This window comes from Thermodesulfovibrio sp. TK110 (assembly GCF_054658355.1).
This window is the reverse complement of the sequence record NZ_BAAHNB010000001.1, coordinates 608,273-621,947: the sequence shown is the minus strand read 5'-3', so window position 1 is coordinate 621,947 and position 13,675 is coordinate 608,273. Positions and strand designations below refer to the sequence as shown.

The 13,675-nt window shown below is 36.8% G+C and carries 16 protein-coding genes; all 16 read right to left on the bottom strand.

The genetic code is table 11. The features are described from left to right. Positions 1-15: 15 nt before the first annotated feature. The 16 genes from ACYQ3X_RS03310 to ACYQ3X_RS03235 all read right to left on the bottom strand — a co-directional run bounded on the left by ACYQ3X_RS03310 (position 16) and on the right by ACYQ3X_RS03235 (position 13,674). Complete coding sequence (locus tag ACYQ3X_RS03310; RefSeq protein ID WP_460180409.1) at positions 16-1,599, bottom strand: methyl-accepting chemotaxis protein; 1,584 nt, start codon at positions 1,597-1,599, stop codon at positions 16-18. A 67-nt stretch (positions 1,600-1,666) separates the two neighbouring features. After that, on the bottom strand, positions 1,667-3,043 hold the full coding sequence (locus ACYQ3X_RS03305; RefSeq protein WP_460180408.1) for an NADH-quinone oxidoreductase subunit N: 1,377 nt from the start codon (positions 3,041-3,043) through the stop codon (positions 1,667-1,669). Positions 3,044-3,056: 13 nt separating this feature from the next. Further along, positions 3,057-4,550 carry an NADH-quinone oxidoreductase subunit M gene (locus tag ACYQ3X_RS03300; protein WP_460180407.1) on the bottom strand — a complete coding sequence of 498 codons (1,494 nt, stop codon included), beginning with the start codon at positions 4,548-4,550 and terminating at the stop codon, positions 3,057-3,059. An 11-nt stretch (positions 4,551-4,561) separates the two neighbouring features. Continuing rightward, a complete protein-coding gene (locus ACYQ3X_RS03295) occupies positions 4,562-6,334 on the bottom strand; it encodes a Na(+)/H(+) antiporter subunit D (protein WP_460180406.1) in 1,773 nt (590 codons plus the stop codon). After that, entirely contained in the window at positions 6,327-6,548 is a 222-nt protein-coding gene (locus ACYQ3X_RS03290; protein ID WP_460180405.1) for a hypothetical protein, read from the bottom strand. Before ACYQ3X_RS03290 ends, ACYQ3X_RS03295 begins: the two co-directional genes overlap by 8 nt. 14 nt (positions 6,549-6,562) lie before the next feature. Further along, positions 6,563-6,697 (bottom strand): hypothetical protein, encoded by a 135-nt coding sequence (locus ACYQ3X_RS03285; protein ID WP_460180404.1) that lies wholly within the window; start codon positions 6,695-6,697, stop codon positions 6,563-6,565. Further along, positions 6,694-8,172 carry a monovalent cation/H+ antiporter subunit D family protein gene (locus tag ACYQ3X_RS03280; protein WP_460180403.1) on the bottom strand — a complete coding sequence of 493 codons (1,479 nt, stop codon included), beginning with the start codon at positions 8,170-8,172 and terminating at the stop codon, positions 6,694-6,696. Before ACYQ3X_RS03280 ends, ACYQ3X_RS03285 begins: the two co-directional genes overlap by 4 nt. Then, complete coding sequence (gene nuoK / locus ACYQ3X_RS03275; RefSeq protein ID WP_460180402.1) at positions 8,172-8,477, bottom strand: NADH-quinone oxidoreductase subunit NuoK; 306 nt, start codon at positions 8,475-8,477, stop codon at positions 8,172-8,174. The genes ACYQ3X_RS03280 and nuoK overlap by 1 nt, the downstream gene beginning before the upstream one ends. Beyond that, positions 8,464-8,985: an NADH-quinone oxidoreductase subunit J family protein gene (locus ACYQ3X_RS03270; protein WP_460180401.1), complete on the bottom strand. Its 522-nt coding sequence runs from the start codon at positions 8,983-8,985 to the stop codon at positions 8,464-8,466. The genes nuoK and ACYQ3X_RS03270 overlap by 14 nt, the downstream gene beginning before the upstream one ends. An 11-nt stretch (positions 8,986-8,996) precedes the next feature. Continuing rightward, positions 8,997-9,989, bottom strand: coding sequence for an NADH-quinone oxidoreductase subunit NuoH (gene nuoH, locus ACYQ3X_RS03265; RefSeq protein WP_460180400.1), 993 nt, complete (start codon positions 9,987-9,989; stop codon positions 8,997-8,999). After that, complete coding sequence (locus ACYQ3X_RS03260; protein WP_460180399.1) at positions 9,982-10,530, bottom strand: NADH-quinone oxidoreductase subunit C; 549 nt, start codon at positions 10,528-10,530, stop codon at positions 9,982-9,984. The genes nuoH and ACYQ3X_RS03260 overlap by 8 nt, the downstream gene beginning before the upstream one ends. Further along, positions 10,515-10,895: an NADH-quinone oxidoreductase subunit A gene (locus ACYQ3X_RS03255; RefSeq protein ID WP_460180398.1), complete on the bottom strand. Its 381-nt coding sequence runs from the start codon at positions 10,893-10,895 to the stop codon at positions 10,515-10,517. The genes ACYQ3X_RS03260 and ACYQ3X_RS03255 overlap by 16 nt, the downstream gene beginning before the upstream one ends. Next, entirely contained in the window at positions 10,895-11,476 is a 582-nt protein-coding gene (gene nuoI, locus ACYQ3X_RS03250) for an NADH-quinone oxidoreductase subunit NuoI (protein ID WP_460180397.1), read from the bottom strand. Before nuoI ends, ACYQ3X_RS03255 begins: the two co-directional genes overlap by 1 nt. Beyond that, complete coding sequence (locus tag ACYQ3X_RS03245) at positions 11,473-12,678, bottom strand: NADH-quinone oxidoreductase subunit D (RefSeq protein ID WP_460180396.1); 1,206 nt, start codon at positions 12,676-12,678, stop codon at positions 11,473-11,475. The genes nuoI and ACYQ3X_RS03245 overlap by 4 nt, the downstream gene beginning before the upstream one ends. Continuing rightward, the gene (locus ACYQ3X_RS03240) at positions 12,660-13,184 is read right to left on the bottom strand and encodes an NADH-quinone oxidoreductase subunit B (protein ID WP_460180395.1); all 525 of its coding nucleotides are present in this window, start codon (positions 13,182-13,184) and stop codon (positions 12,660-12,662) included. The genes ACYQ3X_RS03245 and ACYQ3X_RS03240 overlap by 19 nt, the downstream gene beginning before the upstream one ends. Then, positions 13,168-13,674, bottom strand: coding sequence for a 4Fe-4S dicluster domain-containing protein (locus ACYQ3X_RS03235; RefSeq protein WP_460180394.1), 507 nt, complete (start codon positions 13,672-13,674; stop codon positions 13,168-13,170). Before ACYQ3X_RS03235 ends, ACYQ3X_RS03240 begins: the two co-directional genes overlap by 17 nt. Between the last annotated feature and the right edge of the window lies 1 nt (position 13,675).

Sequence of the window (13,675 nt, the reverse complement as noted above, 5' to 3'; positions counted from 1 at the left end):
AATGATTCTTATAGTTTAAATTTTAAAGTACTCCACACTTTCATCAAGATTCTTCGTCTCTTCATAAAGCTTTTTTGAGATTGTCCTTACTGTTTCAATCATTTTTACTGTACTTTCAATATTTATTTTTATTGTCTCCATGTTCTGAGCAATCTCTTCACTTGTTGCAGATAATTCTTCAGTTGCCACAGCAATTCTCTGAATCATATCCATTGCTTTTTCTGTGGCAATTACAATTTCATCAAGGGCTTTCATTGCATCATTTGCAAGAGAAACTCCTCCCTCTGCCTGCTTACTGCTTTGATTCATTGCATTGACAGAGGCATCTGATTTTAACTGTATGTTTCTTATTTTCTCTGCAATCTCCTCTGTTGCCTTAGCAGTTCTCTCAGCAAGTTTTCTCACTTCATCGGCAACAACTGCAAAGCCCCTACCCTGCTCTCCTGCTCTTGCTGCCTCTATTGCTGCATTCAAAGCAAGAAGATTTGTCTGATCAGCTATGTCTTTTATGGTAAGCACTATCTCACCAATTTCCTGAGAGCTCTGTCCGAGTTCTTCAATTGTGCCTGAAGCAGATTTAATTGAATTTGCGATCTCAATCATTGCATTTGCTGCCTTTTCTACAGCATTTTTGCCTTTCTGAGCTGTTTCATTTGCCTGTTTTGCGGAATCAGAAGCAGATGCAGCATTTTTTGCTACATCAATTATTGTCTGAGATATCTCTGTTGATGCTGATGCCATGTGGTCAATGCGGGAAAGCTGCTCACGGGAATTTTTCTCTAAATTATCAGATTCCTTTGAAAGGGAAGATACTATTGAATTTGTATTTTTAACAACATCCCTGATTTTGCCAATTGTTCCTCTCAGGCTTGTCGTAATCCTTTGATATATGTCTCCAATTAGATCCCTCGCCCGGGATTCTTCCTGTCTGAGGTCTCCCTGCTCAAGCTTTGTAAAACATCCAAGGGCAGATGACATGTTCCTTTCATAGGATTTATAGGAATAATAAAGCAGTGCACTCAAACCTGCAAGGGCAACAACAAGAACAATTGAGTATATAATTGAGTTTCTCTTTCTGACCATTGAGATTTCTTCATTAGCTCTGTCAAACTCCTTTTGATGGGTCTCTATAACTTTAAAGAGAATAGACTTTATATCTCTCCATATTTTCGTTTCCTCAATAATTTTTTTAACTGCATCATCCTTTTTGCCCTGTTCTGCCAATTGCTGAACTTCCATCTTCATCTCATGATCTTTCTGCCATAATTGAGCTATTTTTTTAAGCTGCTCCTGTATTTCACCTTTTGAAAGCTTTATAGCCTCTTCGTTGGATTTCATAAATTCCTGATGTGCCCTTTGATAGTTCTTCTTTGCCGTTTCATCTTTTGGATTTATAAATACATTTCTCGTAGCCTGCCCTGTCTGAAGTCCCTGGGCATACATATCATTCAATGCAATAAGAAGCATAATATCGCGTTTTGTTAATTTCTCCATTCGCTCCTGAAATCCTTTTTCATTAAAGTAGGAAAGTATAAAAAGCCCTATCAGTACTATCAAAATCATGATATTAATAAGCTGAAGCAGTCTTTTAACATTCATTTTTTAGTTACCTCCTATAAATTTTATTTTTTATACCATAACACACTAAAACACTTTAGAACACTTTTTACATAATAATACCAGGAATTACTCCAGTAATCAATATTAATGTAGCATTTAAAGCTATTGCTATATTCAGATTGGAAGGGAAAAGATATTTAGACTGAATCTGATCCTGTGCATTGGAAAAAAACATTTTTACAGCTATCCTGAGATAATAATAAGCGGATAGTATGCTGAATAGGATTCCAATAATAGCTACCCAGATATAGCCAGAGTGAATTGCTGATTTAAAAACTAAAAATTTCGCAATAAATCCTCCAAAAGGTGGAATTCCAGCGAGTGAGAAAAGAAAAGCAAGCATACAGAGAGACACAAAGGGATTTAGGAATGAAATTCCTCTATATCCTTCAATAGATTCACCATCTGGAAGTGCCAATACGACAGTAAAAGCTCCAATATTCATGAATGCATAAACCATCATATAGAAAACTATTGAATTCATACCGTCCTGTGAACAAGCAATTACTGCCAGCATTACATATCCAGCATGGGCTATGGAAGAGTATGCAAGAAGTCGTTTTATATTGTTCTGTCTTAAAGCAAGAATGTTTCCTGTTGCCATTGTAAGAAGTCCAATAAATACAAGGGGAGCAAGCCATAGTTGAGGAGTAAAACTGAAAGCTTCAAAAATTACTCTTCCTAATGCTCCTACAGCTGCAGCCTTTGGTCCAACTGACATAAATGCCGTAATAGTTGTTGGTGCACCTTCATACACATCCGGTGACCACTGATGAAATGGAGCACAACCTGCTTTAAAGGCAAGAGCTATTATTACTCCAATTGCTCCCATATAATGATAAATTGTAATATCTAAATTATTCCTCAAAACTTCTGCCATACCATGAAAACTTGTTGTTCCACTTACTCCATAAATAGCTGATATTCCAAATAAAAAAATGGCTGATGCAAAACTGCCCAGAATGTAATACTTCAATGAAGCTTCATTGGATCTTAAATCAGAAAGAATAAATCCTGAAAGAAGATATACACAGAGTGACATAAACTCCACTGAAAGAAAAAGAGGAATAAAATCTCTTGAAGAAACTATAAGCATCATGGCAAGAGTGCTTAAAACCATAAGAAGGGAGTATTCATAAAAAATATAATCCTTGATTTTTTCATATCTCAGGGAAATTAGTGTACAAAGAAAAAGACTTAGAAGAAAGACTAACTTAAGGCTCTGGCTAAATTTGTCTGCCACAAACATATTATTAAAGGCAGTGCCATCAGCACTGAATAAAGTAAATGAAGTAATGAGTGAAATTACCAATACCATAATCCCTGTTATCTGTCTATTTTTGATAAACAAACCTATCACAAAATAAATGATGAAAAGAACAGTGAAAACTATCTCTGGCAAAATGGGCAAATATTGAGCCATTCTCATATACCTCCTATTTCATGGTGAGATTAACTGAAGTTGTTAATGCATCCAGTAAATACCTAATAGATGCATCCATAAAACCAAGCGGTATAGATGGTTGAAACCCAATCAAGAGCACAAGAAAAACAAGAGGAATAAACATGAGCACTTCTCTTAAATTTAAATCATGAAGATGCTCCTTTATATCTGGTTTTATCTCATTAAGAACAACTCTGTAATAAAGCCATATCATATATGTTGCACCAAGAACAATTCCCAGAATTAATGGAGTGCCTATATAAAAACTGCTTTTGAAAGCACCGAGCATAACAAGAAATTCTCCTATAAAGGAGTTTGTTCCAGGAAAACCAATGGCTGCTGCTGAAAAAAAGGTATAAAAAAGAACAAACATGGGAACTGCTTTTCCAAGTCCTCCATACTTTATAATCTCTCTTGTATGGGTTCTTTCATATATTACACCTATGCACATAAAGAGTGCGCCGGTTACAATTCCGTGATTAATCATCTGAAGTATTCCCCCCTGCATTGCTGGAGGATTCAATGAGAAAATTCCGAGTGTGACAAAACCCATGTGACTAACACTAGAGTAAGCAATAAGTCTTTTAAAATCAGTTTGCATGATTGTTACAAAAGCTCCATAAATTATGGCAATGAGCGATAAAACTTGCATAAAAAGCTTTAAACTCAGTACAGCATCTGGACAGAATGGTATGGAAAATCTCACAAATCCATATCCTCCAATCTTAAGTAAAATTCCTGCAAGTATAACACTTCCTGCAGTGGGTGCTTCAGTATGGGCATCTGGAAGCCATGTATGAAAGGGAAACATAGGGACCTTAACAGCAAAAGCTGCAAAAAAGGCAAAAAATAGCCAGTACTGAAACTCTAATGGAAGTTTAACTTTGGAGATTTCAATCACATCAAAGGTTTTACCTGTCATAAAGTAAAGGCTGATAATTCCAATAAGCATAAGGACACTGCCTGCAAAGGTAAAAAGAACAAACTTCACAGAGGCATAAATTCTATTAGCACTTCCCCAGATTCCAATCAGTAAAAACATAGGAATCAACATAGCTTCATAAAATACATAGAAAAGAAGCAAATCCATAGCACAGAACACACCTATCATCGCAGTTTCCATAATAAGAATCATTGAGTAAAAAAGCTTTACTCTCTCCTGAATAGCACTCCAGGAGACTACTACACACAATATGCTAATAATAAGAGTAAGCAATACAAAAAGAATGCTTATACCATCAACACCCATTTTGTAATAGGCATTTATTGCAGGAATCCAGTTATAAAATTCAACAAACTGAAAAGATGGACTGGACTTATCAAAATTAGTAAATATGGGAATTGATATTATCAAATTCAATACAGTTGTGGCAAAGGCTGTGTATCTTACTGCCATGTCATTTCTAAGTAAAATAATCAAAATAACTCCCAAAAGAGGGAAGAAGGTAACTATTGAAAGTATTGGATACGAAACTGCCTCAGTCATAATTCACTCCTTTAAATCACAATTGGTATTAAAACTATTAAAATCAGCATTATAATTCCTATCACCATTAAAAAGGCATAATCATGAGCTTTTCCAGTTTGAACTATCTTAACTGTATCACTCAATCTCATAGAACCCTTTGCCATTCCATTATATGTACCATCAACTCCTGAAGTATCAATTATCTTTAGAAATTCTGCAATTTTTAACATTGGCTTTATGACCATAAATTCATAAGCCTGTCCGATTATGTTGTATTCAAGCTTTGCAAGCACATTGTTTGCAAACTTCATGAAAACTGCTGTTCCCTTTCTATAAAACCAATCAGCATCAAGATTTACTGACCTTATCTCAGGTGGATAGATACCTGATAACATCAATAAAGTAAAAGCTAATGCTGAAAAGGCAAGAAGTTGTGTCTTATCTATTACATGAGCTGCAGTATATGGCTCATAATTCACTGGATAGGGAAGAATGGAATAGAGAGGACCTGGAAGTACTCCTATTCCGATACATAAAAATGCAGCCAACCCCATTGCTACAAGCATATGAGTTGGAGCTTCCTTTGTCCTTATACCGGAGTCATGGCTGAAAAAGGCAAAAAAAGGAATTTTTATTCCTGAATAAAGAAGCACTCCAGCAGAAGCAAAAAGAAGGGCAATCCATATGGCAAGCATTCCTCCCTCTGCAGACGCTGAAATTATCATTGATTTACTTACAAATCCATTTGTCAATGGCACACCTGAGATTGAAGCTGCTCCTACGATACAGAAGATAGTCGTAAGAGGCATTGATTTATATAAACCACCTAAATCTGTAGCATTTATTTTTCCAGTACGGTATAAAACAGCACCCATTGACATAAAAAGTAATGCTTTATAGAGAATATGACAGAAAGCATGAGCTACAGTGCCGTTTAAAGATAGCTGTGTACCAATTCCAATTCCTGTTACCATAAATCCCATCTGATCTATAAGGCTATATGAAAGAACTCTTCTGAGGTTGTTTTCAATCACTCCATAAAATATTGGAAAAACTGTCATTGCTGCTCCAATGTAAATTAATATCTCTGTTCCGGGAAATCCTCTTGCAAGAACATAAACTGCTGTTTTTGTTGTAAAAGCAGACAGAAATACAGTTCCTGTCTCAGTAGACTCTGGATAAGCATCAGGTAGCCATGCATGCAACACTGGAAAAGCTGCATTTATTCCAAATCCAAGAAATATAAGCCATGAACTCAGTCCCTTTAAGCCTACATAATTGAAAAGCAGAGAACCTGTCTCATGATAATGAATCATTATTCCACCAAGAAGAAGTAAACCTCCAAAAATATGAACCATTAAATACCTCATACCGGCGTTTATAGCTGGTTTTGTCTTTGCAGACCAGACAATATAGGCTGCTGCAAATGCCATGATTTCCCAGAATATGAATAGTGTAACGAAGTCTCCAGCAAAAACTGCACCCTGAGCACCACCTGCATAAACAAAAGCTGAAATTAAATGAAGATTGTCCTTTACATGAAGACTATATATGGATGAAATAAAAGTTATGATGGCAAAGATATAGCCAAAGGCAAGAGAGAGTCTGTCTACTCTACCAAATATGAGTTCATAGTTAAGTATTTTTACTTTCCAGTATATGCCCTCTGAAAGATTGAAAAGATATAAAACTGTAAGCAATGGGAGAGCAATCATATAGACCTGTCTTACCCTTTCCTTTAAGAAGGGAACTAAAAGAGAACCCACTATGAGTATCAATGCAGGTGGAACAATATTAATCATTATAATAATCCTCCCTTCTCATAACAATGGGTCTGAGTATATATTTTGCAGCTAAAACAAGTAAGATGCAAGCCACAAGACCATAGGCTCCATAAAAAGATGGATACTCATCAAAGCCAAAGTAGGCATGTTTGTGAATAAAGGGGTCAATAATTATCAGTAGAAAAAGGAATAAGAAGAAAATAGTAAGAATTTTCTTTAAACCCTTACTCATTTTTTTGCCTTCCATCATTTAGCCCCCAGGATAATTATTATTGCAAGATAAATAACGCCAATAGCAAAAACTATATAAAAAACTGTTCTATAAGGGGGAATAGGATCATGTTTAAGGATCATTTTTTCTTCATTTTCATTTAAGTTCATTTCAGAACCTCCTTTGCGAGATTTATTATAAAGTCTGGATACAATCCACCAATTATGCTGAGTATAGCAGTAATCGTGAGAGTTACAGCCATAAATGGATTTTCTTTGATTTCATGAGCATGTCCATGGGTATCATCAAACTTTTTAAAATAGGCACGATAGATTATGGGCAGAAAATATCCAGCATTAAGTAATGAACTTAAAAGTAAAACTCCTACTATTTCAATGCTTCCCTTTTCAAGGGTTCCCATAAGCAAATACCATTTTGTTATAAATCCACCTACAAGAGGAACTCCTATCATACCAAGTGCACCGATTGTGAATGCTGCCATGGTCCAGGGCATTTTTTTTGCTATTCCATCAAGCTGACTTACTTCAGTCTTATGGGCACATACATAAAGAGAACCTGCACAGAAAAAGAGAGTTATTTTTGCAAAGGCATGATTGGAGATATGAATTATTCCTCCAAGCATCCCATCATAGGTAAGTAAAAGTCCTCCCAAAATTATGTAAGAAAGCTGGCTTACTGTCGAAAATGCAAGCCTTGCTTTTATATTATCTCTTGTAAGTGCTATCATTGACCCCACTGTTATGGTAAAAGCTGCCATGAAAAGAGCAAAATTTGTTGTAGGGAGTTCTTTAAGAAAATCAGTTCCGTAAATGAAAAATATCACTCTCAAAACAGTGAATACTCCTGTTTTTACCACTGCTACTGCATGAAGCAAAGCACTTACAGGTGTAGGTGCTACCATTGCAGCAGGAAGCCATCCATGAAGCGGCATAACCGCAGCTTTTGCAAATCCGTAAAAATACATTAGAAATACTATTCCAAGAATACCCGAATAGGTCTGTCTCACTGCCTCATTAAAAATGCCTCCTCTCTGGAAATCAAGAGTTCCTGCAATCATGTAAGTTATTACAATTGCTGCAACAAGAAACACCTTTGCAGCACCTATCAAATATATGGCATACTTTCTTGCCCCAGTCTTTGCCTCATCTGTTTCATGATGGGCAACAAGGGGATAGGTCACAAAGGTTAGTCCCTCATAAAATAGGAACATAGTAAAAAGATTGGCTGAGAAAGCAACACCCATGGTTGTTGAAAGTGCTGCAGCAAAGCAGGCAAAGTATCTTGTTTGCTTTTTCTCATTGTGCCCCCTCATATATCCGATGGAATAAAATGTTGTAATGATCCATAAAAAAGAGGCACCGAGAGCAAATAACATTGCAAGAGCATCTGCCCTGAACTTTACTTCAATACCTGGGAAAAGTCTGAAAACTTCAAACTCCAAGGTTTTTCCTGCCAGCACTGCTGGAAGCATTGAGACAACAACAAAAAATTTAATAACACCTGCAACTACAGACCAGAATTCACGAAGATTAGGATTTCTGTCCCCTGTAGCGATGATTAATGGAATTGCCAGTAAAGACACAATAACTGGAATTAATGGTAAAATGGATTGCTCTACATTCATCAGTCTTCCCTCAACAGATTGAATTCCTCAAGTTTTAATGTAGGCTTATTTCTATACGCCAGAATGAGAACTATTAATCCTACAGCAACAGCACCACCTGCAATGGCTATAACAAAGAGAGCGAGTATCTGTCCTCGTATATCCTGCATGTAATGACTCAGTGCAATAAGAGACAGGTTTATGGAATTAAGCATAATCTCGATGGAGATAAACATCATTATCAGATTTCTTCGTGTGATGAAACCTGCAAATCCAATAAAAAATAAGACTGTACTCAAAGCTAAGTAGTAACTAAGCGGTACCATTTGTCTTCCTCCTTAGTGCAGCTATTCCAACACCAATTAATGGAACTATCAGGATAAAGCCTAAAATCAGAAATGGAAAAAGATAGTCATTAAAAAGAGCAATTCCAAGTATTTTTGTATGTCCCTGTTTTTCAATAAGCTCAATGGTGTAGTTGCCTGTGTAATGCTTCTTATAAGTAAATGCACCGGAAATGGCAAAAAACAAAAGTAAAAGAGAAGCATAAAGCCTTCCCTTCCATGAATGTATTAATACTGATTGTTTTGTTTCCTCTTTCAGATTAAGTAAAAATACAACAAAAAGAAACATGACAAGAATAGCTCCTGCATAAACAATGATCTGGACCATTGCAAGGAATTCTGCATTTAAAAGTAAATAAAGTCCTGCAAGATGAACAAACATAAGTAGTATCCATAAAAGGCTGTAAACAAGATTTTTTCTTGTCATGCCTGCGATACCAGAAAATAATATCACAGTAGCAAAGTAAGCAAATAAAAGTTCAGGTAACATCTTTCATCCCTCTATATAAACTTTTTTATAAAGGCAATAATTAATAAATTCACAATTCCCGCTGGAATAAGCACCTTCCATCCAATATTCAAAAGCTGGTCAAATCTGTATCTTGGAAGGGTTGCTCTTACCCATATATAAAGGAAAATAAAAGCATAGACTTTTATAGCAAACCAGATTATTCCTGGAACTTTTTCAAGAAATGGTAAAATATCAGTCACAAATCTGGGAATTGTCCAGCCACCAAGAAAACATAGGGAACAGAGTGATGCCATAATATACATTGCCACATACTCAGCAAGGAAAAAGAGAGCATATCTGAAGGCACTGTATTCAGTGAGATAACCTGCCACAAGCTCTGTTTCAGCTTCTGGAAGATCAAAGGGTGCTCTATTTGTCTCCGCAAATGCCGCAATTACAAATACAATAAATCCAATTATCTGCGGAATAGCATAAATACCTAATGTTGTATTATGCTGGGCAATTACAATGTCTCTTAGATTAAGTGAACCAGCAGCAAGAACAACTCCAGCAAGGCTCAAACCAAGTGCAATTTCATAGCTTAAAACCTGACTGGCAGAACGAAGTCCTCCAAGAAAAGAATACTTACTGTTTGATGCCCAGCCAGCAAGAATAATTCCATAAACAGATATGGATGCAGAGGCTAAGATAAAAAGTAATCCTATATTAAGCTCTGCAAGAATAAAGTTTCTGTCAAAAGGTATAACAGTGAGATTTATCATGGTAAATATCAATACTATAGTTGGTGCGATTTGAAATATAAACTTTTCAGCATTTACTGGCACAATGTCTTCCTTGAAAAATATTTTTATGAAATCTGCAATAGGTTGTAACAGTCCATGAGGTCCCACTTCCATTGGTCCCATTCTTGCCTGTGCCCTTCCAATAATTTTTCTCTCTGCATAGGTTGTATAGGCTACATGGGTGAGAACCACTCCAAAAACAACTGTTGTTTTAATAAGCATTATCAGTAAATCAATCATCTACTTCTACCTCCGGTGCTAATATCTCTCTGAATCCCTTCCATAATTCCCTACCTTTCAGAGGATAATCCTTTCTCAAAGGATGTCCATCCCAGTCCTCTGGCATAAGGATTCTTCTTAAGTCAGGATGTCCTGTAAATCTTATCCCGAACATATCAAAACATTCCCTTTCATGCCAGTTTGCTCCGCTCCAAAGTTCAGTAATACTTGCAATTTCAGACTCTCTTTCATAAACCTTAGCCTTAATTCTTAAATGAAGCCTTCTTGAAATACTGTATAGATTATAGACAACTTCAAATCTTGGTTCTGCTGGATAGTAGTCAACTCCACAGAGATCCTGTAAATGGTTAAACCCCTGTTTTTCTTTTAGATATCTCAATATTTCTTTAATTTTTTCCCTTTTTACTATAACTGAAACCTGTCCTCTGAATTCACTTATATCAAGCACTTCATGAGCAAACTGTTCTTTCAAAGTATTTGCAATTTCAAGAGATTTTTCTATTGCTTTTGCTTTATCTATTTCCATTACTTCCTGTGCCATGTGAGTGCTCCTATGAATATTTCATAAATATAGCCCACTAAAATAAGTCCTATAAAAACAATCATCACCCAGAAGCCTTCAAGAGATATTAAATCAAAGGCAACTGCCCATGGATAAAGGAATATAACTTCTACATCAAAGACAACAAAAAGTATGGCAAGTAGAAAGAATCCAATGAAAAATCTTTCTCTTGTATCTCCACTTGGTGGATTTCCTGATTCATAGGCAATGAATTTAATGGGATTGAATTTTCTTGGTGCTAAAAGTTTGTTAACTGTAAGTCCAACCACTCCAAAAACAGTGGCAAAAATCATTGCAATAACTACAGGCAAATATTTATAAGGAATGTAACTTCCTGGCTCCATCACTGCTGCTCCTCTGGGTTTTTAATGCTTATTCTCTTTAAAACAGTTCTGGGCTGTCTTTTACCTGCAGGAAGTCTATACCGATTAATTCCTGGAAGATACCAGAATTTGTTTATGTAATCCTCACCTTCATATTGCTTCATAAATTCATCCCAGTTTTTAAGAAGGCTTTCTCTGTTAAAGTAGTTACTTTTTCTGTCATAGGAAGCATATTCAAAAAACTCTGTTAGCACAATGGCATTTACAGGACATACTTCCTCGCAGTAACCGCAGAATATGCATCTTAATGCATCAATCTCATACTTTATAAGCACTCTTGCACCTGTGTCATTATCAACTGCATAATCAATGTAAATGCACTGACTTGGACAGACCTGGGCACACTTTGTGCAGGCAACGCATCGCTCCTTTCCAGTTTCAGGATCACGAACAAAGGCATGTCTTCCTCTGAATCCCGGTTCAAGAGGTCTTTTCTGCTTTGGATAACGAATGGTTACAGGAGTTGTAAATATAGTTTTAAAAGTAATGAACATGCCCTTAAGAAGGTCAATGAAAAGAAGTTTTTGAAGTAGTCTATTCATCTGTCTGCCTCTCCCATAACAATGTCAAGAGTTCCTATAATTGCAATAACATCTGCAAGCAGATGTCCCTCACAGAGTTCTGGAATTGCTGAAATATGAATAAAAGAAGGTGCTCTAACACGCATTCTGTAAGGTCTTCCAGAACCATCACTTACTATGTAAAAACCAAGCTCTCCTTTCGGAGCTTCAATGGCTGAATAGATTTCTCCTTGTGGCATAATCTCTTGCTTTTCCTCACTGAAAGCAATAAAACCACTCCATAAAGAATCATCTGGCTTAATTTTTCTTTTTGCCTGATGGGGCATATCCAGATCAGGAGATTTATTGGATATTATTTCGCCCTGAGGCATCTTTTCAATGCACTGTTTTACAATCACTGCTGACTGCCTCATCTCACGAATTCTGCATAAATACCTATCATAGGTATCCCCATTTTCTCCAATTGGCACTTCAAAATCAACTTCATTGTAAGCATCATAGGGAACATGTTTTCTTATGTCATAGTAAACACCTGAACCGCGAAGAGCAGGACCTGTAAGTCCCAATGAAATGGCTTTCTCTGCAGTAATAATACCTATTCCCTTTGTTCTTGCAAGCCATATTCGGTTTTCTGTAAGAAGTGTTTCATACTCATCAATTCTTTTAAGCATTACTTCCATGAATCTGTAAATCTCATCAAGCACATGCTGTTTTACATCAACCCTTACACCACCAATTCTTGGATAGGAAACAGTAAGCCTTGCTCCACATATCTTCTCAAAATATTGAAGTATCTGTTCCCTTTCTCTGAAAGCATAGAGAAACACTGTCATTGCGCCAATATCAAGGGCATGGGTTGCAAGCCAGAGCAGATGACTGCTCAGTCTTGTTAGCTCTGCAACCATTGTTCTTATAAATTTTGCCCTTGGTGGTGGCTCAATCTGCATAAGCCGTTCAACAGCAAGACAGTATCCAATGTTATTCGTCATACTTGAGATATAGTCAAGTCTGTCAGTAAGAGTCATTGCACCAGGATAGGTTTTATTTTCAGAAAGCTTTTCCACTCCTCTGTGTAGATAACCCACATCTGGAGTGATTTTTACCACTCTTTCACCTTCAAACTCACAGAGTAACTTTAACACTCCATGAGTAGCAGGATGATGGGGTCCCATCTGAAGAACAAAAGTTTTATCATTAATTTTTTCTATTTCCAGCTGCCCCATCTTCCTTGCTCCTTCATAATTTTCTCTTTTAGTTTAAGCAAACCATACATTAAAGCCTCAGGTCTTGGTGGACATCCCGGTATATAAACATCAACTGGTAAAAACTGGTCTGCACCCTGAACTGTACTATAGGTATTAAAAATCCCACCTGTACAGGCACAACTTCCCATGGCAACCACATACTTTGGTTCTGGCATCTGATCATAAACTCTTTTTACGATTGGTGCCATTTTGTATGTAACTGTTCCAGCTATAATTATCACATCTGCCTGACGGGGTGAGGCTCTGAAAAGAATTCCAAATCTATCAAGGTCTAAATGGGATGCGCCTGCTGCCATCATCTCTATAGCACAGCAGGCTAATCCAAAGGTAAGGGGCCAGAGTGAGTTAGATCTTCCCCAGTTTACCACTTTATCAAGGGTAGTAATTATAACATTACTACCCCTTATTATCTTTGTGCCTTCCTCTACTTCAATAACTTCTTCTTTGTCAGTATAAAGATGCATAGGTATCCTTTACAAACCTCTCTCTCTTAAGTTTTGAAGCCTCATCAGCAGAAACAAATTTTAGTGCCTTGGTGGTGCATTTTGTAACACAGGCTGGCTTAAGCCCCTGGTCAACTCTATCCTTACAGTAATCGCATTTTACAACTTTGCCTGTTTCAGGATTCCATTGAGGCACTCCCCATGGACAGGCAGTAATACAAGATTTGCATCCCACACATAAAGACTGCTCAACGAAAACTATTCCGTCCTTTGAGCGCCTCTGCATTGCTCCTGTTGGACAGGCTTTTACACACCATGGGTCCTCACAGTGAAAACAGGGCATAAAAACAAATCTCTGACGTGGAAGTCCACCAATGAGCTTTATGTCAGTCTCAATTATTCTACAGAGTCTGGGACCAACAGGAAGCTGATTTTTTGTTTTGCAGTGAACCTCACAGGCATAGCAGCCAATGCATCTGTCATGATCCTGATATATGTAATAGATGCTCATT